This is a genomic window from Flavobacterium cheongpyeongense (genome assembly GCF_003202435.1).
In the GTDB taxonomy this organism is placed as follows: domain Bacteria; phylum Bacteroidota; class Bacteroidia; order Flavobacteriales; family Flavobacteriaceae; genus Flavobacterium; species Flavobacterium cheongpyeongense.
Map to the genome: position 1 here is coordinate 1 of NZ_QJHK01000034.1, position 25,633 is coordinate 25,633.

At 35.0% G+C, this 25,633-nt stretch carries 19 protein-coding genes and 4 tRNA genes; 22 read left to right on the plus strand and 1 reads right to left on the minus strand.

Translation table 11 applies throughout. The annotated features are described in order from the left end of the window. The first annotated feature begins 181 nt into the window (after positions 1 to 181). The 19 genes from DMB65_RS21385 (at position 182) to DMB65_RS21475 (ending at position 17,736) form a co-directional block, all read left to right on the plus strand. Entirely contained in the window at positions 182 to 1,069 is an 888-nt protein-coding gene (locus DMB65_RS21385) for a ComEA family DNA-binding protein (protein WP_110308663.1), read from the plus strand. A 12-nt stretch (positions 1,070 to 1,081) separates the two neighbouring features. Beyond that, entirely contained in the window at positions 1,082 to 2,224 is a 1,143-nt protein-coding gene (locus tag DMB65_RS21390) for an acyl-CoA dehydrogenase family protein (protein ID WP_110308664.1), read from the plus strand. A gap of 113 nt (positions 2,225 to 2,337) precedes the next feature. Beyond that, entirely contained in the window at positions 2,338 to 2,532 is a 195-nt protein-coding gene (rpsU, locus tag DMB65_RS21395; RefSeq protein ID WP_035684969.1) for a 30S ribosomal protein S21, read from the plus strand. A gap of 152 nt (positions 2,533 to 2,684) precedes the next feature. Further along, positions 2,685 to 3,578, plus strand: coding sequence for a tyrosine-type recombinase/integrase (locus tag DMB65_RS21400; protein WP_110308665.1), 894 nt, complete (start codon positions 2,685 to 2,687; stop codon positions 3,576 to 3,578). 34 nt (positions 3,579 to 3,612) lie between these two features. Continuing rightward, entirely contained in the window at positions 3,613 to 3,915 is a 303-nt protein-coding gene (gene hpf / locus DMB65_RS21405) for a ribosome hibernation-promoting factor, HPF/YfiA family (protein ID WP_110308683.1), read from the plus strand. Positions 3,916 to 4,005: 90 nt separating this feature from the next. Beyond that, positions 4,006 to 4,079, plus strand: a tRNA-Thr gene (locus tag DMB65_RS21410). A gap of 65 nt (positions 4,080 to 4,144) precedes the next feature. Then, positions 4,145 to 4,225, plus strand: a tRNA-Tyr gene (locus tag DMB65_RS21415). Between the two features lie 77 nt (positions 4,226 to 4,302). Then, positions 4,303 to 4,374, plus strand: a tRNA-Thr gene (locus DMB65_RS21420). 53 nt (positions 4,375 to 4,427) lie between these two features. After that, positions 4,428 to 5,615, plus strand: a complete 1,188-nt coding sequence (gene tuf, locus DMB65_RS21425) for an elongation factor Tu (RefSeq protein ID WP_110308666.1) — start codon at positions 4,428 to 4,430, stop codon at positions 5,613 to 5,615. A 62-nt stretch (positions 5,616 to 5,677) separates the two neighbouring features. After that, positions 5,678 to 5,748 (plus strand) — tRNA-Trp (locus tag DMB65_RS21430). 18 nt (positions 5,749 to 5,766) lie between these two features. Continuing rightward, positions 5,767 to 5,964, plus strand: a complete 198-nt coding sequence (gene secE, locus DMB65_RS21435; protein WP_110308667.1) for a preprotein translocase subunit SecE — start codon at positions 5,767 to 5,769, stop codon at positions 5,962 to 5,964. 10 nt (positions 5,965 to 5,974) lie between these two features. Further along, positions 5,975 to 6,526 (plus strand): transcription termination/antitermination protein NusG, encoded by a 552-nt coding sequence (nusG, locus tag DMB65_RS21440; RefSeq protein WP_029273444.1) that lies wholly within the window; start codon positions 5,975 to 5,977, stop codon positions 6,524 to 6,526. A 69-nt stretch (positions 6,527 to 6,595) separates the two neighbouring features. Continuing rightward, complete coding sequence (gene rplK, locus DMB65_RS21445) at positions 6,596 to 7,033, plus strand: 50S ribosomal protein L11 (RefSeq protein ID WP_110308668.1); 438 nt, start codon at positions 6,596 to 6,598, stop codon at positions 7,031 to 7,033. 13 nt (positions 7,034 to 7,046) lie between these two features. Then, a complete protein-coding gene (rplA, locus tag DMB65_RS21450; protein WP_089053851.1) occupies positions 7,047 to 7,736 on the plus strand; it encodes a 50S ribosomal protein L1 in 690 nt (229 codons plus the stop codon). A gap of 22 nt (positions 7,737 to 7,758) precedes the next feature. Continuing rightward, the gene (rplJ, locus tag DMB65_RS21455; RefSeq protein WP_110308669.1) at positions 7,759 to 8,262 is read left to right on the plus strand and encodes a 50S ribosomal protein L10; all 504 of its coding nucleotides are present in this window, start codon (positions 7,759 to 7,761) and stop codon (positions 8,260 to 8,262) included. A 92-nt stretch (positions 8,263 to 8,354) separates the two neighbouring features. After that, a complete protein-coding gene (rplL, locus tag DMB65_RS21460) occupies positions 8,355 to 8,726 on the plus strand; it encodes a 50S ribosomal protein L7/L12 (RefSeq protein WP_110308670.1) in 372 nt (123 codons plus the stop codon). Positions 8,727 to 8,987: 261 nt separating this feature from the next. After that, complete coding sequence (gene rpoB, locus DMB65_RS21465) at positions 8,988 to 12,800, plus strand: DNA-directed RNA polymerase subunit beta (RefSeq protein WP_110308671.1); 3,813 nt, start codon at positions 8,988 to 8,990, stop codon at positions 12,798 to 12,800. A 261-nt stretch (positions 12,801 to 13,061) separates the two neighbouring features. Then, entirely contained in the window at positions 13,062 to 17,372 is a 4,311-nt protein-coding gene (gene rpoC / locus DMB65_RS21470) for a DNA-directed RNA polymerase subunit beta' (RefSeq protein WP_110308672.1), read from the plus strand. 55 nt (positions 17,373 to 17,427) lie between these two features. Then, the gene (locus tag DMB65_RS21475; protein WP_025572408.1) at positions 17,428 to 17,736 is read left to right on the plus strand and encodes a DUF3467 domain-containing protein; all 309 of its coding nucleotides are present in this window, start codon (positions 17,428 to 17,430) and stop codon (positions 17,734 to 17,736) included. 236 nt (positions 17,737 to 17,972) lie between these two features. Here the strand turns inward: DMB65_RS21475 and DMB65_RS21480 are convergent, their stop codons facing one another. Next, positions 17,973 to 19,565 (minus strand): peptide chain release factor 3, encoded by a 1,593-nt coding sequence (locus tag DMB65_RS21480; RefSeq protein ID WP_110308673.1) that lies wholly within the window; start codon positions 19,563 to 19,565, stop codon positions 17,973 to 17,975. Positions 19,566 to 19,905: 340 nt separating this feature from the next. On the opposite strand from DMB65_RS21480, the gene DMB65_RS21485 reads away from it, so the two are divergent. From DMB65_RS21485 to DMB65_RS21495, 3 genes are all read left to right on the plus strand, one after another. After that, the gene (locus DMB65_RS21485) at positions 19,906 to 21,339 is read left to right on the plus strand and encodes a peptidylprolyl isomerase (RefSeq protein WP_110308674.1); all 1,434 of its coding nucleotides are present in this window, start codon (positions 19,906 to 19,908) and stop codon (positions 21,337 to 21,339) included. Between the two features lie 76 nt (positions 21,340 to 21,415). Then, positions 21,416 to 22,369 carry an AAA family ATPase gene (locus tag DMB65_RS21490; protein ID WP_110308675.1) on the plus strand — a complete coding sequence of 318 codons (954 nt, stop codon included), beginning with the start codon at positions 21,416 to 21,418 and terminating at the stop codon, positions 22,367 to 22,369. 381 nt (positions 22,370 to 22,750) lie between these two features. Continuing rightward, entirely contained in the window at positions 22,751 to 25,534 is a 2,784-nt protein-coding gene (locus DMB65_RS21495; RefSeq protein WP_110308676.1) for a bifunctional aconitate hydratase 2/2-methylisocitrate dehydratase, read from the plus strand. The last annotated feature ends 99 nt before the right edge of the window (positions 25,535 to 25,633 follow it).

Sequence of the window (25,633 nt, forward strand, 5' to 3'; positions counted from 1 at the left end):
CCATTTATTGAATTCTAATGACAATACTAAAAAACAAGCTAAAGCAAGATAGAACCTCGTTAAGTATCTAAAAATATACAATATTTAACAAAACGAAATTATTTATCGGACAACAATGATTTTAAAAGATGTATTTTCTTAATAAAATTATTATTTTTATTGCGTATTTTAAATTTTCAAAATGAACTTTCGAAACATAGCCCTTTATTTTAAGTTTACTAGTCAACAGCGTAAAGGTATTTTTCTTCTGTTTATAGTCATTATGGCACTGCAGGTGTTTTATTTTTTTTCAGATTTCAGCCAAACTGAAAAAATCTCTCCGGAAAAAGCAGAATGGCTGTCTTTGCAATCAGAAGTTGACTCCTTAAAAACAATTCAAAATAAAAACAAACCCAAAATCTATCTTTTTAATCCAAATTTTATTTCAGATTATAAAGGATATAAACTTGGGATGTCCATTCAGGAAATTGATAGATTGCTGGCTTACAGGAAGCAAAATAAGTATGTTAATACTGCTGAAGAATTTCAGGAAGTAACAAAAATTTCGGATTCCTTATTGAATGCAATTTCACCGTACTTTAAATTCCCGAATTGGGTACAGAACAAAAAATCTTTTAAAAACTATAAGCAAGAATATGTCCCGATCTCATTTTCTAAAAAAGAAAAAATAACAGTTCTGGATATTAACCAGGCAAGCCAGGAAGACTTAATGAAAGTTCACGGGATTGGTGAAGCATTATCATTACGCATTTTAAAACAAAAAGAAAGTTTTGAAGTATTTGTCTCAATGGATCAAATGAATGATGTCTGGGGACTTTCTCCAGAGGTTATTATCGAATTAAAAAAGCATTTTAAAGTTACAGAATTTCCAAAAATTAAAAAAATACACATAAATAATGCATCTTTAAAGGAGTTGACACAATTCCCGTATTTCAGATACGCATTGGCAAAACAAATTATAACTTTTAGAAGTATGAAGGGGAATATTCAAAATATTGAGGATTTATCAAAAATTAAAGACTTTCCTGTTGAAAAAGCAAATATAATTGGTTTATATTTGGAGTTCTAAAAACAGATTACAATGAATTTTGATTACAATGAAACGCAATCTATGATTGCTCAATCTATAAAAGATTTTGCTGAAAAAAATATAAGACCTTATATAATGCAGTGGGATGAAACACAAATTTTTCCCGTTCAGTTGTTTAAAAAATTAGGAGAAATGGGCTTTATGGGGGTTTTGGTTCCTGAAGAATATGGTGGCTCTGGTTTGGGATATCATGAATATATTACTATTGTAGAGGAAATCTCAAAAGTGGATCCATCTATAGGTTTGTCAGTTGCAGCACATAATTCTTTATGTACGAATCATATTTTGACTTTTGGGAATGAAGAGCAAAAGAAAAAATGGTTGCCTCAATTAGCTACCGCTGAACATATTGGTGCTTGGGGATTAACAGAACATAATACGGGTTCAGATGCTGGCGGTATGAATACTACCGCAGTTAAAGATGGTGATTATTGGATTGTAAACGGTGCCAAAAATTTTATAACGCATGCGATTTCAGGAGATATTGCTGTTGTTGTTGTTCGTACAGGTGAAAAAGGAGATTCTAAAGCAATGACGGCTTTTGTGTTCGAAAAAGGAATGCAGGGATTTACATCTGGAAAGAAAGAAAATAAATTAGGAATGCGTGCAAGTGAAACCGCCGAATTAGTTTTTGATAATTGTCGTGTACCTGATGCTAACCGATTAGGTGAAGTTGGACAAGGGTTTGTTCAGGCAATGAAAATATTGGATGGCGGAAGAATTTCGATTGGAGCCCTGTCACTCGGAATAGCAAAAGGAGCATATGAAGCTGCTCTTAAATATTCAAAAGAGAGACATCAGTTTGGTCAGCCAATAAGCAACTTTCAGGGAATTTCATTCAAGTTAGCAGATATGGCTACAGAAATCGAAGCTTCAGAATTGTTATTGCATAAAGCTGCTTTCTTAAAACAACAGCACAAACCTGTTACGAAATTAGGAGCTATGGCAAAAATGTATGCTTCTGAAGTATGCGTTAAGATAGCTAACGAGGCAGTTCAGATTCACGGCGGATATGGATATACTAAAGATTATCCTGTTGAAAAATTTTACAGGGATTCCAAACTATGCACTATTGGAGAAGGAACAACTGAAATTCAAAAATTGGTTATTTCTAGAAATTTATTGAAAGAATAAAGGATCTCTATTATCTATAAGGTGTATTTTTTTATTTTTTTTTATCATTTATCATTCATAATTCATAATTAAATATTACTTTTGCACCCTTAACGAGAGGAGGTGTCAATATTATGTTAATTATACCAATTAAAGACGGAGAAAATATCGATAGAGCATTAAAGCGCTATAAAAGAAAATTTGATAAAACAGGAACTGTTCGTCAACTAAGAGCACGTACTGCTTTTATTAAGCCTTCTGTTATCAAAAGAGCTCAAATTCAAAAAGCGGCTTACATTCAAAACTTGAGAGATAGTTTAGAGAGTTAGTATATAGCTTTTAAAAATAATTACCGTTAGTTGTCAAAATGTAATAACTTTGATACTAACGGTTTTTTTATGCTTAATTATGAAATTTTTTATAATGAAAGTTGAGATGTTTTTAATGAAGTTTGGTTTTTGTGTATAATAAATGGTCTAAAATGAAAACAAATAAAGAAGCTTTTCGTGATTACCTTCAGTTGGAGAAAAAGTATTCTCTTCATACTGTTAATGCTTATTTAGATGATATCACATTTTTTGAGGTATTCAATATGGCTCATTTTGAACAGGAGGATATTGATAAGGTAAATTATAGTCAGGTTAGAAGCTGGATTGTTTCTTTGGTAGACGGAAATATTTCAAATGTCTCTGTAAACAGAAAGATGGCTTCGTTAAAAGCATACTACAAATTTCTTTTAAAAACAAAACAAATAGAGGTGAGTCCGATGTTGAAGCATAAGGCATTGAAAACGCCAAAAATGGTGCAGATTCCATTTTCGGAAAAAGAAGTGGCAGATTTGATGCAGGAAGTGGGTGATCCGGTTGGTTTTGAAGAGGTACGGGATAAGTTAATTGTAGATTTGTTTTATACAACTGGATTAAGAAGGGCTGAGTTGATTGGTTTGATGATTCATAATGTTGATTTGTCTTCTGGGGTGATTAAGGTTTTGGGTAAAAGAAACAAAGAACGTATTATTCCGGTTTTGCCGATTGTTATAAGGCAATTCAATGTGTACTTGAAAGAAAGGACATCTCTTGAGAAAATAGTTGATGCGGGGTATTTTTTTATTTCAAAAAAAGGGTTAAAATTGAGTGAATCGTTTGTGTATCGTTTAATAAATTCATACTTTAGTAGAGTCTCTGAAAAGGTAAAGAAGAGTCCTCATGTGCTTAGGCATACTTTTGCGACCCACTTGCTGAATAATGGGGCAGATTTAAATTCAGTTAAGGAGTTATTAGGGCATTCGAGTTTGGCATCTACACAGGTTTATACTCATAATAGTTTAGCAGAGCTTAAGAAAGTGTATATTGATGCGCATCCAAGAAACAAATAGTAATTCTGAAATGTTAAACCCTAAAATTTATATTATGAAGGTAGATGTTCATGCGGTTAACTTCACTGTTGACAGAAAGTTGGTCGATTTTATTCAGGAAAGAATGGATAAATTGGAAAAATACTACGATCGTGTTGTTTCGTCAGATGTTTTTTTAAAAGTTGAGAGAACAAGTGATAAAGAGAATAAGACGGTAGAGATTAAGATTAATGTTCCTGGAGATGATTTTTTGGTAAAAAAACAGTGTAAAACTTTTGAGGAAGCTATAGAACTTTCGGCTGAATCGTTAGAGCGTTTATTGGTAAAAAGGAAAGAAAAAATAAGAGCGCACATTTAATTGAAATTTTTTTCAAAAAATGTTTTGATACAAAGATAAAATAGCTACATTTGCAGTCCGTTAGAAATAGCGGACTTTTTTATTGCATTCGCCGATGTAGCTCAGCTGGCTAGAGCAGCTGATTTGTAATCAGCAGGTCGTGGGTTCGAGTCCCTCTATCGGCTCAAAAAAAGGTTTCAAATACGATTTTGAAACGGGTTCTTTAAGATATTGGAGTTTTAAAAAATTAGGGGAGATACTCAAGCGGCCAACGAGGGCAGACTGTAAATCTGCTGTGTGAACTTCGCAGGTTCGAATCCTGCTCTCCCCACAAAAAAAAAGAAGTTAGGATTTCAGATTCTAAGTTTTGGATTTTGAAAAATCTGAAATCTAAAATCATGACTCTCTGCCGACTTAGCTCAGGGGTAGAGTGCTTCCTTGGTAAGGAAGAGGTCACGGGTTCAATTCCCGTAGTTGGCTCAAGTAAGTAGGAAATTGAATTAATATATAACTAAGATTAAAAATTAAGTAAAATGGCAAAGGAGAATTTTAATCGTTCCAAACCGCACTTAAACATAGGTACAATTGGACACGTGGATCACGGAAAAACTACATTAACTGCTGCAATTACAAAAGTATTGTCTGATGCAGGTTACTGTCAAGCAAAATCGTTTGATCAAATCGATAACGCTCCAGAGGAGAAAGAAAGAGGTATTACTATTAATACATCGCACGTAGAGTATGAAACAGCTAACCGTCACTACGCTCACGTTGACTGTCCAGGTCACGCGGATTACGTAAAGAACATGGTTACTGGTGCTGCTCAAATGGACGGTGCTATCTTAGTAGTTGCTGCTACAGATGGTCCAATGCCACAAACTCGTGAGCATATCCTTTTAGGACGTCAGGTTGGTATTCCAAGAATCGTTGTTTTCATGAACAAAGTGGATATGGTTGATGATGCTGAGTTGTTAGAGCTTGTTGAAATGGAAATTAGAGATTTGTTGTCTTTCTATGAATATGATGGAGATAATGGTCCTGTTGTTCAGGGTTCTGCTTTAGGTGGATTGAATAATGATCCTGCTTGGGTTCCTAAAATTATTGAATTAATGGAGGCGGTTGATGCTTGGATCGAAGAGCCAGTACGTGATGTTGCTAAACCATTCTTGATGCCAGTTGAGGACGTATTTACAATTACAGGTCGTGGAACTGTTGCTACAGGTCGTATCGAAACAGGTATTGCTAATACAGGGGATCCAGTTGAAATCATTGGTATGGGAGCTGATAAATTAACTTCTACTATTACAGGGGTTGAGATGTTTCGTAAAATCCTTGACAGAGGTGAAGCTGGAGATAACGTAGGTTTATTATTAAGAGGTATTGATAAAGAATCTATCAAAAGAGGAATGGTTATCATTAAGCCAGGATCAGTAAAACCACACGCTACTTTCAAAGCAGAGGTTTATATCTTGAAAAAAGAAGAAGGTGGACGTCATACTCCATTCCATAATAACTACCGTCCACAGTTCTACGTACGTACAACTGACGTAACAGGAGTTATTACTTTGCCAGAAGGAGTAGAGATGGTAATGCCAGGAGATAACTTGACTATCAATGTTTCTTTATTAAGCCCAATCGCAATGAGCGTAGGCTTACGTTTTGCTATCCGTGAGGGCGGTAGAACAGTAGGAGCAGGTCAGGTGACTGAAATCATAGGGTAATCCTATAAATATTATAAAAAAAGCCAGTTGATTTTCTTAACTGAGATCACTGGCTTTTAATTACGGGCGTAGTTCAAGGGTAGAATAGCGGTCTCCAAAACCGTTGATGGGGGTTCGAATCCCTCCGCCCGTGCAATAAAAAATAGATCAAATGACAAAAGTTATTAATTATTTATCAGAGGCTTTCGAAGAATTAAAGTCAAATGTAACCTGGCCTTCTTGGGCTGAGGTTCAGAAATTGACAATTGTTGTGGCTGTATTTTCGATACTGTTTGCTTTGGCAACATGGGGAACAGACGAATTTTTTGCAAAAGCTTTGGCTGGATTTTTTAACTGGTTAAAAGGATAAATTTTTTGTGATGGCAGATAATAATGTGAAAAAATGGTATGTAGTTAGGGCTGTAAGCGGACAAGAGAATAAAGTCAAAGCTTACATCGAAACGGAAATTGCCAGATTAGGTATGGGTGATTATGTTTCCCAAGTTTTAGTGCCTACAGAAAAAGTAGTTACTGTAAAAGAAGGAAAAAAAATGTCTAAGGATAAAGTTTATTTTCCTGGGTACGTTATGATCGAAGCCAATTTAGTTGGTGAGATACCACATATTATTAAGTCTATTACCAGTGTAATTGGATTTTTAGGTGAGATCAAAGGCGGTGAGCCTGTTCCTTTGAGGCTTTCCGAGGTAAATAGAATGTTAGGTAAGGTAGATGAGTTGGCTGTAAATACAGATACTCGTGCTATTCCTTTCAACTTAGGAGAAACTGTAAAAGTGATTGATGGTCCTTTTAACGGATTTAATGGTACAGTTGAAAAAATTAATGAAGAAAAGCGTAAACTTGAGGTTATGGTTAAGATTTTTGGAAGAAAAACTCCATTAGAATTAAGTTTTATGCAAGTTGAAAAAGTATAATTTTTTGTTACATCTATAATATCCACCGTAATCGCTTCCAAATGATTATGGTGTTAAATTTTTTAAAAAATGGCTAAAGAAATTAGTAAGGTAGTTAAACTACAAGTTAAGGGAGGTGCTGCGAATCCGTCGCCACCGGTTGGACCTGCTTTAGGAGCTGCTGGGGTTAATATCATGGAGTTTTGTAAGCAATTTAATGCTAGAACTCAGGATAAACCTGGCAAAATTTGTCCAGTGCAAATCACTGTGTACAAAGACAAATCATTCGATTTTGTTGTTAAGACTCCTCCAGCTGCAGTACAGTTAATGGAAGCAGCAAAGCTAAAGTCTGGATCAGGTGAACCAAATCGTAAAAAAGTAGCTAGCGTTACTTGGGATGTTATCAAAGCAATTGCTGAAGATAAAATGGTAGATTTAAATGCATTCACAATCGAATCTGCAATGAGTATGATTGCTGGAACTGCAAGATCTATGGGTATAACTGTATCAGGAGATGCTCCTTTTTAATTAAGAGAAAGAAATGGCAAAATTGACAAAAAAGCAAAAAGAGGCTGCTTCAAAAATTGAAAAGAACAAACTATATACTTTAAAAGATGCAGCTGCATTGATTAAAGTTATAGCTTCTGCAAAATTTGATGAGTCTGTTGATATCGCAGTTCGTTTGGGTGTTGATCCAAGAAAAGCGAATCAAATGGTTAGAGGTGTAGTTACATTACCTCATGGTACAGGTAAAGACGTTAAAGTATTAGCATTAGTTACTCCAGATAAAGAAGCAGAAGCGAAAGAAGCGGGAGCTGATTATGTAGGTCTTGATGATTACTTACAAAAAATTAAAGATGGTTGGACAGATGTTGATGTTATCATCACTATGCCGGCTGTTATGGGGAAATTAGGTCCATTAGGTCGTATTTTAGGACCTAGAGGTTTAATGCCAAACCCTAAAACAGGTACTGTGACTATGGATGTTGCAAAAGCTGTTCAAGAGGTTAAAGCTGGTAAAATTGACTTTAAAGTTGATAAAACTGGTATCGTACACGCAGGAATTGGTAAAGTTTCTTTTGGAGCTGAGCAAATTTATGACAATGCACACGAAATTATTCAAACATTAATCAAACTTAAGCCAACTGCTGCTAAAGGTACCTATATTAAGGGTATTCACCTTACAAGCACTATGAGTCCTGCTATTGCATTGGATCCAAAAGCAGTATAATTGGTAGTTAATAATTTTTAGTATGACTAGAGAAGAAAAATCAATCGCGATTGAAGATTTAACTGCACAGTTAGCTGGTTCAAATATCATATATATTTCTGATATTTCTGGATTAAATGCAGAAACTACTTCAAGCTTGAGAAGAGCTTGCTTTAAAGCAGGTATAAAATTAGAGGTTGTAAAAAATACTTTGCTTGCAAAAGCAATGGAAGCTTCATCTAATGACTATGGTGATTTACCTTCAGTTTTGAGTGGTAATAGTGCTATATTTATTTCGGATGTTGCAAATGCACCTGGGAAAATAATTAAAGATTTTAGAAAAAAATCAGCTAAGCCTGTATTAAAAGGTGCTTATATTAATTCTGAAATTTATATTGGTGATGATCAATTAGAGGTATTAGCAACTATCAAATCTAAAGAAGAACTTCTTGGAGAACTTATTGGATTATTGCAATCACCAGCTCAAAGAATTATTTCTGCTTTACAAAATAAATTCGCAGGTAGCGAAGAAGAAACTGAAGCATAATAATTATTGTAAGGAATTTATTTTTCTTGCAGCTTAAATAGCGCACAATAAACAAAATATAATTTTACAAATCATTTTAAACGATAGAAAAAATGGCAGATTTGAAACAATTCGCAGAACAATTAGTTAACTTAACAGTTAAAGAAGTTAACGAATTAGCAACAATATTAAAAGATGAGTATGGTATCGAGCCTGCTGCTGCAGCTGTAGTAGTTGCTGCTGGTGGTGGAGAAGGTGATGCTGTTGAAGCACAAACTGAATTTACAGTTGTATTGAAAGAAGCAGGAGCTTCTAAATTAGCAGTTGTAAAATTAGTTAAAGAACTTACAGGTTTAGGACTTAAAGAAGCTAAAGATGTAGTTGACGGTGCTCCATCAAACGTTAAAGAAGGTGTTTCTAAAGAGGAGGCTGAAGGTCTTAAAAAATCATTAGAAGAAGCTGGAGCTGTAGTTGAGCTTAAATAATTTAACTCAGTTTTAAAACTAGGTTTAGGTCTTGAGTCATAAGCTCAATGGCCTAAACCATTTTTCGTATAATAAAATATATAAAATTTTATTATCAAATAGTTTAAAATACGAAAGAGTTTTTGATCAATACGAAGAAAAAAATTAAACTAAATTTTTGGGTTTATTTTAAAGATGTATTGATTTTAAAAAGAAAGTATAAATTAAACAATGTGTTTTACACAAAAAACTACTTTTTTTTAATCAAAATTTTGTTCATTGATGATAACAAATCAGACTGAAAGATTGAATTTTGCCTCTACTAAAAATATACCTCAATATCCGGATTTTCTGGATGTGCAGGTAAAATCGTTTAAAGATTTCTTTCAATTAGAAACGAAATCTGACGAAAGAGGCGACGAAGGGTTGTACAATACCTTCATGGAAAACTTTCCAATTACAGATACAAGAAACAATTTTGTATTGGAGTTCCTTGATTATTTTGTAGATCCGCCACGTTATACCATTCAAGAATGTATAGAGAGAGGTCTTACTTATAGTGTGCCTTTAAAAGCCAGGTTGAAACTATATTGTACAGATCCAGAACACGAAGATTTTGAAACTATTGTACAAGACGTTTATTTAGGTACAATTCCTTATATGACTCCAAGTGGTACTTTTGTAATCAATGGTGCTGAGCGTGTAGTAGTATCTCAATTGCACCGTTCTCCTGGGGTCTTCTTTGGACAGTCATTCCACGCAAACGGAACTAAACTTTATTCTGCCAGAGTAATTCCTTTTAAAGGTTCCTGGATAGAATTTTCTACAGATATCAATAGCGTTATGTATGCTTATATCGATAGAAAGAAAAAATTACCTGTTACAACTTTATTCCGTGCAATTGGATTCGAGAGAGATAAGGATATCCTTGAAATTTTTGACCTTGCTGAAGAAATTAAAGTTTCTAAAACCGGTATCAAAAAATATATTGGAAGAAGACTCGCTGCACGTGTATTGAATACATGGCATGAGGATTTTGTTGATGAAGATACTGGAGAAGTAGTGTCCATAGAACGTAATGAAATCATCCTTGATCGTGATACTATTATCGATAAAGATAATGTTGAAGAGATTATTGATTCTAACGTTAAATCTATTTTGTTACACAAAGAGGATAATAACCAGGCAGATTATGCTATTATCCATAATACGTTACAGAAAGATCCAACTAACTCTGAAAAAGAAGCTGTAGAGCATATTTACCGTCAGTTGCGTAACGCTGAACCACCTGATGAGGAAACTGCTCGTGGTATTATAGATAAATTATTCTTCTCTGACCAACGTTACAACTTAGGTGAAGTAGGTCGTTACAGAATGAACAAAAAATTGAATTTAGATATCCCGATGGATAAGCAAGTGCTTACCAAAGAAGATATTATTACAATAGTAAAATATTTGATCGAATTGATCAACTCTAAAGCTGAGATTGATGATATTGATCACTTATCAAACCGTCGTGTCAGAACAGTTGGAGAACAATTGTCTCAACAATTCGGTGTAGGTTTAGCGCGTATGGCTAGAACTATTAGAGAGCGTATGAACGTTAGAGATAACGAGGTGTTTACACCAATTGATCTGATTAATGCTAAAACATTATCATCAGTTATCAACTCTTTCTTTGGAACTAACCAGTTATCCCAATTTATGGATCAAACGAATCCATTGGCTGAGATTACACACAAAAGAAGATTATCTGCACTTGGACCAGGTGGACTTTCTAGAGAGAGAGCTGGTTTCGAGGTTCGTGACGTTCACTATACACACTATGGTCGTTTATGTCCGATCGAAACTCCTGAGGGACCAAACATTGGTTTGATTTCATCTCTTGGTGTTTATGCAAAAGTTAACGGAATGGGTTTCATCGAAACTCCTTATCGTAAAGTAACTGACGGTGTAGTTGATTTAGAAAGCACACCTATTTATTTAAGTGCTGAAGAAGAAGAAGGAAAAATGATTGCTCAGGCAAACATTGAAATGGATTCTACTGGTAAAATTACGGCAAGTAATGTTATTGCTCGTGAGGAAGGTGACTTTCCGGTTGTTGAACCTTCTGCAGTACATTATACAGACGTTGCACCTAACCAGATTGCTTCGATTTCTGCATCTTTGATTCCTTTCTTGGAGCATGATGATGCGAACCGTGCGTTGATGGGATCGAACATGATGCGTCAGGCTGTTCCTTTGATTCGCCCTGAAGCTCCGATTGTTGGTACAGGTTTAGAGCGTCAGGTAGCTTCAGATTCAAGAGTATTAATCAATGCTGAAGGGCATGGAACTGTTGAATATGTTGATGCTAATATCATTACTATTAAATACGATCGTACAGAAGACGAAAGAATGGTTAGTTTTGATGCTGATGAGAAAACATACAATCTGATTAAATTTAGAAAAACCAATCAGGGAACAAGTATTAACCTGAAACCAATCGTAAGAAAAGGTGACAGAGTTATTCCTGGACAAGTATTATCAGAAGGATATGCTACTCAAAATGGAGAATTAGCTTTAGGTAGAAACTTAAAAGTTGCGTTCATGCCATGGAAAGGATATAACTTCGAGGATGCGATTGTAATTTCTGAAAAAGTAGTTCGTGATGATATTTTTACCTCTATCCACGTTGATGATTATTCATTAGAGGTTAGAGATACTAAGTTAGGAAACGAAGAGTTAACAAACGATATTCCTAACGTTTCTGAAGAAGCTACTAAAGATTTAGATGAAAACGGTATGATCAGAATTGGAGCAGAGGTTAAACCTGGCGACATTTTGATCGGAAAAATTACACCAAAAGGGGAATCAGATCCTACTCCAGAGGAGAAATTGCTTCGTGCAATCTTTGGGGATAAAGCAGGTGATGTAAAAGATGCTTCATTAAAAGCTTCTCCATCTTTACACGGTGTAGTTCTTGATAAAAAATTATTTGCAAGAGCCGTAAAAGATAAACGTAAACGTACTCAGGATAAAGATGCTCTAGGCGCTTTAGAAATGGAGTTCGAAACTAAATTTGTTGAATTAAAAGACAGATTGGTTGAGAAATTATTCCTGATCGTGAACGGAAAAACATCTCAGGGTGTAATGAATGATTTGGGTGAAGAAGTTTTACCAAAAGGTAAAAAATATACTCAAAAAATGCTTTATGCAGTAGAGGATTTTGCTCACTTAAGTAAAGGTCAGTGGGTTGCTGATGATGCTACGAATAAAATGGTTAATGATTTGATTCATAACTATAAAATCAAGCTGAACGACTTACAAGGAGCTTTAAGAAGAGAGAAATTCACGATTACAGTTGGAGATGAATTACCATCCGGTATCTTGAAATTGGCTAAAATCTATATCGCTAAAAAACGTAAGTTAAAAGTTGGTGATAAAATGGCGGGACGTCACGGTAATAAAGGTATTGTTGCTAGAATTGTTCGTCATGAAGATATGCCTTTCCTTGAAGATGGAACACCAGTAGATATCGTATTGAATCCACTTGGGGTACCTTCACGTATGAACATTGGTCAGATCTATGAAACTGTTCTTGGATGGGCTGGTATGAATCTGGGTAGAAAATTTGCTACTCCAATTTTTGACGGTGCTTCTCTAGATCAAATTAATGAATTAACTGATGAGGCTGGAGTACCGCGTTTCGGGCATACATACCTTTACGACGGAGGTACTGGTGAGCGTTTTGCACAAAAAGCTACTGTGGGTGTAATTTACATGCTTAAATTAGGACACATGGTTGATGATAAGATGCACGCACGTTCTATCGGACCATACTCATTGATTACGCAGCAGCCACTTGGAGGTAAAGCTCAGTTTGGAGGTCAGCGTTTTGGAGAGATGGAGGTTTGGGCACTTGAAGCATATGGTGCTTCTAGTACTTTACGTGAAATCTTAACGGTTAAATCGGATGATGTTATTGGTAGAGCTAAAACTTACGAAGCTATCGTTAAGGGAGAAACTATGCCGGAACCAGGTTTGCCAGAATCATTCAATGTATTAATGCACGAATTGAAAGGTCTGGGATTAGATCTTCGTTTGGAAGAATAAAAAAGTTTTCAGTTACAGTCCCAGTTTTCAGCTTATCACTGAATCTGGGACATGAACTGTTTAATTAGAATAAGTTTTTAAAGATTTATACCCGTAACCCGTTCCGATTTTTTATATACAATATAACTAGCGCTTCAAATTAGATTTGAGGTTTAGAGAAGTAACCCGAGGTAGTAGCTGAATGATTAACTCTTTTCTTTTAAAGAGTAGATTATAAATCTAAAATCAATTTTTAATGCAAATAAATCAATAGTAAAAACTATGATGAATAATAGAAACAATAATAAAGATAAAAATCAGGTAAAAAGATTTAATAAAATCTCTATCGGATTGGCTTCACCAGAATCTATCCTTAAAGAATCACGAGGAGAGGTTTTGAAACCTGAAACAATCAACTACAGAACGCACAAACCAGAACGTGACGGACTTTTCTGTGAAAGAATCTTCGGACCTGTTAAGGATTTTGAATGTGCTTGTGGTAAATATAAAAGAATTCGTTACAAAGGTATCATCTGTGACCGTTGTGGTGTTGAAGTTACGGAGAAAAAAGTACGTCGTGACAGAGTAGGACACATCAACCTTGTTGTGCCAATTGCTCACATCTGGTATTTCCGTTCTCTTCCAAACAAAATTGGTTATATCCTTGGTCTTCCATCTAAGAAATTAGATATGATCATTTACTACGAAAGATACGTAGTAATTCAGGCTGGTATTGCTAAAAATGCAGATGGAGAATCTTTACAAAGACTTGATTTCTTAACGGAAGAAGAATATTTAAATATTTTAGATACTCTTCCACAGGAAAATCAATATTTAGATGACATGGATCCTAATAAATTTGTTGCCAAAATGGGAGCAGAATGTATTATGGATTTATTAGCTCGTATAGACTTAGATGCTTTATCTTATGAATTAAGACACAGTGCTAACAACGAAACATCTAAACAACGTAAAACTGAAGCTCTTAAGAGATTACAAGTTGTTGAGTCTTTCCGTGAGTCTAATTTAAACCGTGAAAATCGTCCTGAGTGGATGATTATGAAAGTGGTTCCTGTTATTCCGCCAGAATTACGTCCGCTTGTACCACTTGATGGAGGTCGTTTTGCAACTTCAGATTTGAACGATTTATATCGTCGTGTAATCATCCGTAATAACCGTTTGAAAAGATTAATGGAGATTAAAGCTCCTGAAGTTATCTTAAGAAACGAGAAGCGTATGTTACAAGAATCTGTAGATTCATTATTCGATAACACACGTAAAGCTTCTGCTGTTAAAACAGAATCTAACAGACCATTAAAATCATTATCTGATTCCTTAAAAGGTAAGCAAGGACGTTTCCGTCAAAACTTACTTGGAAAACGTGTGGATTATTCTGCTCGTTCGGTAATCGTCGTTGGTCCTGAGTTAAAATTATTCGAATGTGGATTGCCAAAAGATATGGCATCTGAGTTATATAAACCTTTTGTTATCCGTAAATTGATTGAAAGAGGTATTGTAAAAACAGTAAAATCTGCTAAGAAAATTATTGACAAAAAAGAGCCAGTAGTTTGGGATATCCTTGAAAATGTAATTAAAGGTCACCCGGTATTACTTAACCGTGCTCCTACTTTGCACAGACTTGGTATTCAGGCATTCCAGCCAAAATTAATTGAAGGAAAAGCGATCCAGTTGCACCCATTGGTATGTACGGCATTCAACGCCGATTTTGATGGTGACCAGATGGCGGTTCACTTACCATTAGGACCAGAAGCTATTTTAGAGGCTCAATTACTGATGTTAGCTTCTCACAATATCTTGAACCCTGCAAATGGTGCACCTATTACAGTACCATCTCAGGACATGGTTTTGGGTCTGTATTATATGACCAAAGAGCGTATTTCTACAGAAGACCACAAAATTTTAGGTCAGGATTTGACTTTTTATTCTGCTGAAGAAGTTAATATTGCATTAAACGAAGGAAGATTAGAGCTGAATGCCCGTGTGAAAATTCGAGCAAAAGATTTTAATGAGAACGGAGAATTAGTGTATAAAATTATCCAGACAACTGCAGGACGTGTATTATTTAACGAAGTAGTACCTGAAGCAGCCGGATATATAAATGACGTATTGACTAAGAAAAACCTTAGAGACATTATCGGACACATTTTAAGTGTGACTGATGTACCTACAACGGCAGCTTTCTTGGATAATATGAAAGACATGGGGTATAAATTTGCGTTTAGAGGAGGTTTGTCATTCTCTTTAGGTGATATTAGAATTCCAGAACAAAAAACTAAATTGATTGCAGATGCCAGAGAACAAGTTGAAGGTATCTCAACCAACTATAACATGGGTCTTATCACAAATAACGAGCGTTACAACCAGGTTATTGACGTATGGACTTCTGCAAATGCGCAGTTAACAGAATTAGCAATGAAAAATATTAGAGAAGACCAGCAAGGTTTCAACTCTGTATACATGATGCTTGACTCTGGGGCGAGGGGTTCTAAGGAGCAGATTCGTCAGTTAACAGGTATGCGTGGTTTGATGGCTAAGCCTAAAAAATCTACAGCCGGTGGTGGTGAGATTATTGAAAACCCAATTCTTTCTAACTTTAAGGAAGGTCTTTCGATCCTTGAGTACTTCATTTCTACTCACGGTGCTCGTAAAGGTCTTGCGGATACGGCTCTTAAAACGGCCGATGCTGGTTACTTAACAAGAAGGCTTCATGATGTTTCTCAGGATGTTATCGTTAATATCGAGGATTGTGGAACTTTAAGAGGTGTTGAAGTATCTGCTTTGAAGAAAAATGAAGAAATCGTTGAGTCATTAGGAGAAAGAATTTTAGGACGTGTTGCATTGCAGGATGTAATTAATCCGCTTACAAACGAAGTAATGGTTCACTCAGGTGAGCAGATTACAGAGTCAATTATGAGAACTATTGAAGCTTCTCCGGTCGAAAGAGTAGAAGTGAGATCACCATTAACTTGTGAAGCTACAAAAGGTATTTGTGCTAAATGTTATGGTAGAAACTTAGCTACCGGAAAAATGACGCAGAGAGGGGAAGCTGTCGGAGTTATTGCTGCTCAGTCTATTGGTGAGCCGGGTACACAGCTGACACTTCGTACTTTCCACGTTGGAGGGGTTGCAGGAGGTATTTCTGAAGAATCTAGTATTGTTACAAGATTCAATGGTAGACTTGAAATAGAAGACTTAAAAACAGTAAAAGGAGAAGACAGCGAAGGAAATTCTGTTGATATCGTGGTTTCGCGTTCTACTGAATTGAAATTAGTTGACGAAAAAACCGGAATCGTTTTAAATACGCACAATATTCCTTACGGTTCAAGTATCTTTGTTAATGACGGGGAAACTGTTGCTAAAGGAACTGTGATCTGTAAGTGGGATCCATATAATGGTGTAATTGTTTCTGAATTTACAGGTAAGATTGCTTACGAAGATTTAGAGCAGGGACAAACATTCATGGTTGAAATCGATGAGCAGACAGGTTTCCAGGAAAAAGTAATTTCTGAGGCCAGAAATAAAAAATTAATTCCGACTTTATTGGTTTATGGTAAAGAAGGAGAATTAATCCGTTCTTATAACTTACCGGTTGGAGCACACCTTATGGTTGAAAACGGGGAGAAAATTAAAGCTGGTAAAGTATTAGTTAAAATTCCACGTCGTTCTTCTAAGTCTGGAGATATTACAGGAGGTCTTCCAAGAATTACAGAGCTGTTAGAAGCTCGTAATCCTTCTAACCCAGCTGTAGTTTCTGAGATTGACGGAGTTGTTTCTTTTGGAAAAATCAAAAGAGGTAACCGTGAGATTGTTATCGAATCTAAATTTGGAGATGTTAGAAAATATCTTGTGAAACTATCAAGTCAGATTTTGGTTCAGGAAAATGACTTTGTAAGAGCGGGTGTTCCATTATCTGATGGTGCAATAACTCCGGATGATATTTTAAGAATTCAGGGGCCGGCTGCTGTTCAACAGTATTTGGTGAATGAAATTCAGGAGGTTTACCGTTTACAAGGGGTAAAAATTAATGACAAACACTTTGAGGTAGTTATCCGTCAAATGATGCGTAAAGTAAGGGTTCAGGATCCTGGAGATACTTTATTCTTAGAAGATCAATTAATTCATACTAAAGATTTCATCGTTCAAAACGATAAACTATATGGTATGAAAGTAGTTGAAGATGCCGGAGATTCTTCTGTGTTGAAACCAGGTCAGATTATCACTCCTCGTGAATTACGTGATGAAAATTCATTATTGAAACGAAATGATAAGAATCTTGTAGTAGCCAGAGACGTAATTACAGCAACTGCAACGCCAGTTCTTCAAGGTATAACAAGAGCTTCGTTACAAACTAAATCATTCATTTCTGCTGCTTCATTCCAGGAAACAACAAAAGTGCTTAACGAAGCTGCAGTAGCAGGTAAAGTTGATGATCTTGAAGGATTGAAAGAAAATGTAATTGTTGGACACAGAATTCCTGCGGGAACTGGTATGAGAGAATACGATAATACAATCGTAGGTTCTAAAGATGATTACAATGAAATGATGGCAAATAAAGAAGAGTATATTTATTAATTCTTATCAATTCCCTCTTCATCTGAAGGGGGAAATTGAAAAAAAATATTAAATTATGAGTAATCCGAAACAACAAGAACAAATTAACATTGAGTTGGACGAAACTATTGCAGAAGGTATTTATTCCAATCTTGCGATTATCAATCACTCATCATCAGAGTTTGTTTTAGATTTTGTAAATATTATGCCGGGTACTCCAAAAGCCAAGGTGAAGTCAAGGATTGTCCTCACTCCACAACATGCTAAAAGATTATTGAGAGCAATTGGTGAAAACATTCATCGTTTTGAAGCCGCTCATGGCGAAATCAAAGAAACTGAACAAGCGCCAATTCCGCTTAATTTTGGTCCGGCAGGACAAGCATAAATTTTTAAAAGCTCCAGAAATGGAGCTTTTTTTTGTGAAATAAACAAGTGAAAGTGTATTTAATCTGATTTAATTCGCTTTTAACGAGTATATTTTGTTTTATTTTGAATTAATCATATTTTTGGGTTAACATAAAATAAAGGAAATTAATTTTTGCAGATAAAGGTTAATTTAATTCCATTAAAAAAGCGCCAACTTTGAAAGTTGGCGCTTTTTGATTGAAAAGATATGGCTTTTTATTCAAATTCTGATGTGAAAAATAATTTCACATTTGGATATTTACTTTGTGTCATCTGAATTGTAAAATCAGAATCTGCTAAGAAAACCAGTTGCCCATATTTATCATGTGCCAGGAATTTTTGTTTGATTCTTTTGAATTCTTTAAACTCTTCACTTTTAGGATCATTTGGTTTTACCCAGCAGGCTTTGTGAACCGGGAAGTTTTCGTAGGTACATTTTGCGCCATATTCATGTTCTAAACGGTATTGGATAACTTCGTATTGAAGTGCACCAACAGTTCCAATAATTTTACGGTTATTCATTTCTAATGTAAAAAGCTGGGCTACACCTTCGTCCATTAATTGGTCAATTCCTTTGTCTAGTTGTTTTGCTTTCATTGGGTCAGCATTATTGATATATCTGAAATGTTCCGGAGAGAAACTCGGAATTCCCTTAAAGCTCATTAATTCGCCTTCAGTTAAAGTGTCACCAATTTTAAAATTTCCAGTATCATGTAACCCTACAATATCGCCTGGATAGGAAATATCTACAATTTCTTTTTTCTCAGCAAAAAAGGCATTAGGGCTTGAGAATTTTAAATTCTTTTTTTGTCGAACATGATAATAAGGTTTATTTCTTTCAAAAGTACCCGAAACAATTTTGATAAAGGCTAAACGGTCACGGTGTTTTGGATCCATATTAGCATGGATTTTAAATACAAAACCAGACATTTTTTCTTCCGCAGGATCAACCAAACGGGTTTCAGAATCTTTTGCCCTTGGCGATGGAGCGATTGAAACAAAACAATCTAATAATTCGCGAACACCAAAATTATTCAAAGCTGAACCAAAAAATACGGGTTGAATTTTTCCATCTAAATAATCCTGACGATCAAATTTTGGATATACTTCATCAATCAGTTCTAACTCTTCACGAAGTTTTTCAGCTGCTTTTTGTCCCACAATTTTATCTAATTCAGGATTGTTCTGAACATCAGAAAAAGCAATAGTTTCCTCAATGTTTTTTCGGCTGTCTCCACTGAAAAGGTTGATGTTTTCTTCCCATAAATTGTATATTCCCTGAAAATCATACCCCATTCCGATTGGAAAACTTAGTGGTGTAACTTTTAAGCCTAATTTTTGTTCAACCTCATCCATTAAGTCAAAAGCATCTTTACCTTCACGATCTAATTTATTGATGAAGACAATCATCGGAATATTACGCATTCTGCAAACAGCTACCAGTTTTTCAGTTTGCTCCTCGACTCCTTTTGCAACGTCAATTACGACTATTACACTATCAACAGCAGTTAAAGTCCTAAAAGTATCTTCGGCAAAATCCTTGTGTCCGGGCGTATCAAGAATGTTGATTTTTTTGTCTTTATAATTAAAAGCAAGCACAGAGGTTGAAACCGAAATACCTCTTTGGCGTTCGATTTCCATAAAATCACTCGTTGCCCCTTTTTTAATTTTATTGTTTTTTACAGCACCAGCTTCCTGAATTGCACCTCCAAAAAGTAATAATTTTTCTGTCAATGTTGTTTTACCGGCATCAGGATGCGAGATAATTCCAAAAGTTCTTCTGCGTTGTATTTCTTTTAAAAAGCTCATATTTTGTATAAATAAGGTTGCAAAAGTACTATTAATTAAGACGATTTAAAAATAAATACTATTCTGTTTTGATTTAGATGATTTAGTTATTTATACTGATAAAAATCAGTAATATGTTTCATCTTTTGTACCCAATTGCCAGCATTGGGTATAATTTTTTGTTAATAGTATAGCTGATAGTTGGATTATGTAATTGAATTGTTATTTTTGTTCGTTATAAGTTGTAAAAAAACGGATGCAATTTTTTTGTATTTTCTACAGTTCTGAAAATATGATTTAATTAATTTCAGTTTTAATGAGAAACTAAAACAAGATCTTACATTCAAATAAAATTTAAAAAATGTTATTAAAAAAATTACAGCTAAAAACTATTGATTACAAGTCAGTGCTAACAATATGTTTTTTACTTTTTTTCAACTCAATAATTTCAGCTCAGGAAGTAATTAAAGAGGTTGTAGCTGAAAAACCGGTTGAAGCGAATTCAATCAATAAACAAAAGGTTGATGGGATTATTGCTACAGTTGGAGACTATATTGTTTTAGACTCAGATATTGATAAGGGTTATCTTGAGATCACTTCTCAAGGGGGATCAATAAAAGATATTACCAGATGTCAGATGTTAGGTAAGTTGTTAGAAGATAAATTGTATGCCCATCAGGCGATTCAGGATAGTATTATCGTAAGTGATGCCGAAGTTAAAAGTATGATGGACGAAAGGCTTACTTATATGATGAGGCAAACGGGTGGAGATATCAATAAAATTGTAGAGTTTTATAAGAAAAGTTCTGTTGAAGAATTTAAAACTTATTTTTCAGACATATTAAAAGAGCAAAAATTATCTTCAGAAATGCAAAAGAAGATTGTAGATGCTGTAGAAATTACACCTGAGGAAGTGCGTAATTTCTTTAAAAAAATCCCAAAAGATGAATTGCCAAGTTTTGGCGCCGAGATGGAAGTTGCTCAAATTGTTGTGGAGCCTAAAGTTTCAAAAGAAGACAAACAAAAAGTAATTGACAGATTAAACGCTATTAAAAAAGATGTTTTAGAGGGTTCTAGTTTTGCAACAAAAGCCGTTTTGTATTCTCAGGACCCTGGTTCTTCTCCAGCCGGAGGATATTACAAAATGACAAGAAAGACTCCTTTTGTCAAGGAGTTTAAGGATGTTGCTTTTAGTCTTGGAGAAGGGGAGATTTCAGATCCTTTTGAGACTACTTATGGATATCATATTATAATGGTTGATAAAATAAAAGGACAAGAAGTTGAATTACGACATATTTTAATATCACCAACAGTTTCTGAAACAGCTTTAAAAGAAGCGAAGGAAAGAATTACAAACATTAGAAATAAGATTGTAAACAAAGAGATTTCTTTTGCGGATGCTGCAAGAACAGAGTCTGATGAAAAACAAACCAGGGCAAATGGAGGTGCTTTAGTAAATCCAAATACTCAGGATACACGTTTTGAACTGACTAAAATGGATGCTAGTTTATACAGTCAGGTTTCGAATTTAAAAGATAATGAGGTTTCTCAGCCACTTTTAGATACAGATGATAAAGGGAAAAAGACCTATAAATTAATTACTGTTACGAATAGAATAGATTCGCATACGGCTGATTATGCGAAAGACTATACTAAAATTAAAGAATTAGCATTAAAAGAAAAACAAATTAATGCAATTGCAAAATGGTTTGATACAAAAATTAAAGATACATACATTAAGATTATTGGAGAATACAGAGATTGTACTTTTACTAATAATTGGTTGAAAAAATAATTTTTATTAAATAAAGAAAAGAGTTAGTTTTATGAATTCATAGAGCTAACTCTTTTAATTTAAAATATATTCATAAATGTCTGACGTAGCAGCAATTCATAATTTGGTTCAAAAAAGAAACGAATTAAAAACCGAGATAGCAAAAATAATTGTAGGGCAGGATGCCGTTGTAGATCAAATTTTACTTTGCATATTTTCGGGAGGTCACGCACTTTTAATAGGTGTTCCCGGTTTGGCAAAAACATTAATGATAAATACGCTTTCTCAGGCCTTAGGTCTGGATTTTAAACGAATTCAGTTTACGCCTGATTTAATGCCTTCTGATATTTTAGGGAGTGAAATTTTGGATGAAAACCGACAATTTAAATTCATCAAAGGACCAATTTTTTCGAATATTATTTTAGCAGATGAGATCAACAGAACACCTCCGAAAACACAAGCGGCCTTGCTTGAAGCTATGCAGGAACGTTCCGTTACCATTGCAGGGCAAAATTACAGATTAGATTTGCCGTACTTTGTATTAGCAACACAAAACCCAATTGAACAGGAAGGAACTTATCCTTTGCCAGAGGCTCAGTTGGACCGTTTTATGTTTGCAATTAAATTAGAATATCCAACATTTGAAGAAGAAGTTCAGGTTGTAAAACGCACCACTTCTGATGTTAAAACAACGATTAATCCGTTATTTACAGCGCAGGAAATTATTGATTTTCAACATCTGATCCGTAGAATTCCTGTGGCAGATAATGTTATTGAATATGCGGTGACATTAGTTAGTAAAACACGTCCTGATAATCCTTTGACCAATGATTTTGTTAAAAATTATCTGGATTGGGGAGCTGGACCAAGAGCTTCTCAGAATTTAATTTTAGCAGCGAAAGCCCATGCAGCTTTCAATGGTAAATTTTCTCCGGATATTGAAGATGTAAAAGCTGTAGCGGTTGGGATTTTGAGACACAGAATTATCAAAAATTACAAAGCCGATGCTGAAGGAATAACAGAAGAAATTATTATACAAAAATTGATGTGAAAAATATATAAAGGATTAACTGCCTGAGCAATTTTTAAGATTTCTCAGGCTTTTTTACTATAAGTATTTTTACGTAAAAAAAGAATCCAAATAATAAACTATAACGATATAAATACTTAATTATAAAAGTTCATTCTTAAAATGGGGTTAAAATCACATTTCCTTTGTAACATTAAAATCCGACTTTGTTAAAGAAAAGATATTAAATTATTGATAATTCAATATTTATGTTTGAAAGTAAAGGATTGGTAATAAAAAAAACAGTTAGAATCATTATTTGTCAATAATTGTTTTTGAAAAAGGCGTATCTGTTATATTTTTTTTAATTCTCAGCTTTAATTCCTAAATTTGCGAACAAAAAATAAAAATACCTAATTTACTATGGCTTTTGATAATACTATTTACAAAGATTACCTTAAAGAAATTGAAGAGCGTAAAGAACAAGGGCTTAACCCGAAACCAATTGATGGTGCCGATTTGTTAAGTGTAATCATTGCTCAAATTAAAGATGTAAATAATGAATACAGAGAAGATTCTCTTAAATTTTTTATCTACAATACTATACCAGGAACTACTAGTGCAGCTGGTGAAAAGGCTCAGTTTTTAAAAGAAATTATTTTAGGGGAATCGGTAGTAAATGAAATTACTTCTGCTTTTGCTTTTGAGTTATTATCACACATGAAAGGCGGTCCTTCAATTGAGGTGTTGCTTGACTTGGCTTTGGGGAATGATATTTCTATTGCGAATGAAGCTGCAAATGTACTTAAAACCCAAGTTTATCTTTATGATGCAGATACAGATCGTTTAAAAGAAGCATTTAAAAGTGGTAATGTAATTGCTAAAGAAATTATTGAAAGTTACGCACAAGCTGAGTTCTTCACTAAATTGCCAGAGGCTCCTGAAGAAATTAAGGTTGTCACTTACATTGCCGGTGAGGGAGATATCTCTACAGATTTACTTTCTCCTGGAAATCAGGCTCACTCACGTTCAGATCGCGAGCTTCATGGAAAATGTATGATTACGCCTCAGGCACAAGAGGAAATTAAAGCACTTCAGGCACAGCACCCGGACAAATCGGTGATGTTAATTGCAGAAAAAGGTACGATGGGAGTTGGTTCTTCAAGAATGTCAGGTGTAAATAACGTGGCTCTTTGGACAGGGAAACAAGCAAGCCCATATGTGCCATTCGTAAATTTTGCTCCAATTGTTGGAGGAACAAATGGTATTTCTCCTATTTTCTTAACTACAGTTGATGTTACCGGCGGTATTGGAATTGACCTTAAAAACTGGGTTAAGAAAGTTGATGCAGATGGTAATGTTTTACGAAATGAAAGTGGAGACCCAATTCTTGAGGAAGTTTATTCTGTTGCTACCGGGACAGTTCTTACTATAAATACAAAAACCAAAAAACTTTATAACGGAGATCAAGAGCTGATTGATATTTCAAAATCATTCACTCCTCAGAAAATGGAATTTATTAAGGCCGGAGGGTCTTACGCAATTGTATTTGGAAAAAAACTTCAAACATTTGCAGCTAAGGTTTTAGAAATTGATATTCCAACTGTATTTGCCCCGTCAAAAGAGATCTCTCATGAAGGACAGGGACTTACAGCAGTTGAAAAAATCTTCAACAGAAATGCAGTAGGTTCAACTCCGGGTAAAATATTGCATGCCGGCTCTGATGTTCGTGTAGAAGTAAACATTGTGGGGTCTCAGGATACTACAGGACTTATGACTGCTCAGGAATTAGAAGCTATGGCTGCTACAGTGATTTCTCCAATCGTTGACGGTGCTTATCAATCAGGTTGTCATACTGCTTCAGTTTGGGATAAAAAAGCCCAGGCTAATATTCCTAAATTGATGAAATTTATGAATAATTTTGGTTTGATTACTGCACGTGATCCTAAAGGTGTTTATCACGCAATGACTGATGTTATTCACAAGGTTCTAAATGATATTACGATTGATGACTGGGCTATCATTATTGGTGGTGACTCTCATACAAGAATGTCAAAAGGAGTTGCTTTTGGTGCTGACTCAGGAACAGTTGCTCTTGCTCTTGCTACCGGAGAAGCTTCAATGCCAATTCCGGATTCTGTAAAAGTTACTTTCAAAGGTACTATGAAAGAATACATGGATTTCCGTGATGTTGTTCATGCTACGCAAGCCCAAATGTTGAAACAATTTGGAGGAGAAAATGTATTCCAGGGAAGAATTATCGAGGTTCACATTGGAACACTTACTGCTGATCAGGCATTTACATTCACAGACTGGTCTGCAGAAATGAAAGCAAAAGCTTCTATCTGTATTTCAGAAGATGATACTTTGATTGAATCATTGGAAATTGCAAAAAGCAGAATCCAAATTATGATCGACAAAGGAATGGATAACCATAACCAAGTTCTTCAGGGATTGATCAATAAAGCAAATAAAAGAATTACTGAGATTAAAACGGGTGATAAGCCAGCTTTGACTCCGGATGCTAATGCTAAATATTACGCTGAAGTGGTTGTAGATCTTGATCTGATTGCTGAGCCAATGATTGCTGACCCGGACGTAAATAATGCAGATGTTTCTAAACGATATACTCACGATACAATCAGACCTTTGTCTTTCTATGGCGGAGTTAAAAAAGTAGATCTTGGATTTATCGGATCTTGTATGGTTCACAAAGGAGACATGAAAATTCTTGCCCAAATGTTGAAAAATGTTGAAGCACAAAATGGAAAAGTAGAATTTAATGCACCTTTAGTTGTTGCACCTCCTACTTACAACATTGTTGATGAATTGAAAGCAGAAGGTGATTGGGAAGTTCTACAAAGATACTCAGGTTTCGAGTTTGACGATAATGCTCCTAAAGCTGCAGCACGTACAGAATATGAAAAAATGTTATACTTAGAGCGTCCAGGATGTAACCTTTGCATGGGGAACCAGGAAAAAGCGGCTAAAGGAGATACCGTAATGGCTACTTCAACCCGTCTTTTCCAGGGAAGAGTAGTAGAAGATACTGAAGGTAAAAAAGGTGAATCATTGCTTTCATCTACTCCGGTTGTAGTATTATCTACAATTCTTGGAAGAACCCCTACAATAGAAGAATATACAGCAGCAGTAGAAGGTATCAACCTGACTAAGTTTGCTCCTTCAAACAAGCAGTTAGTTATGTAATAACATACTTATTTCAATTATAATTCAAAAGCCCGTGTGATAAACCCGGGCTTTTTCTTTAATAGCTGTTCTATTTTTTGTAACTTGTGTTGTTCAAAA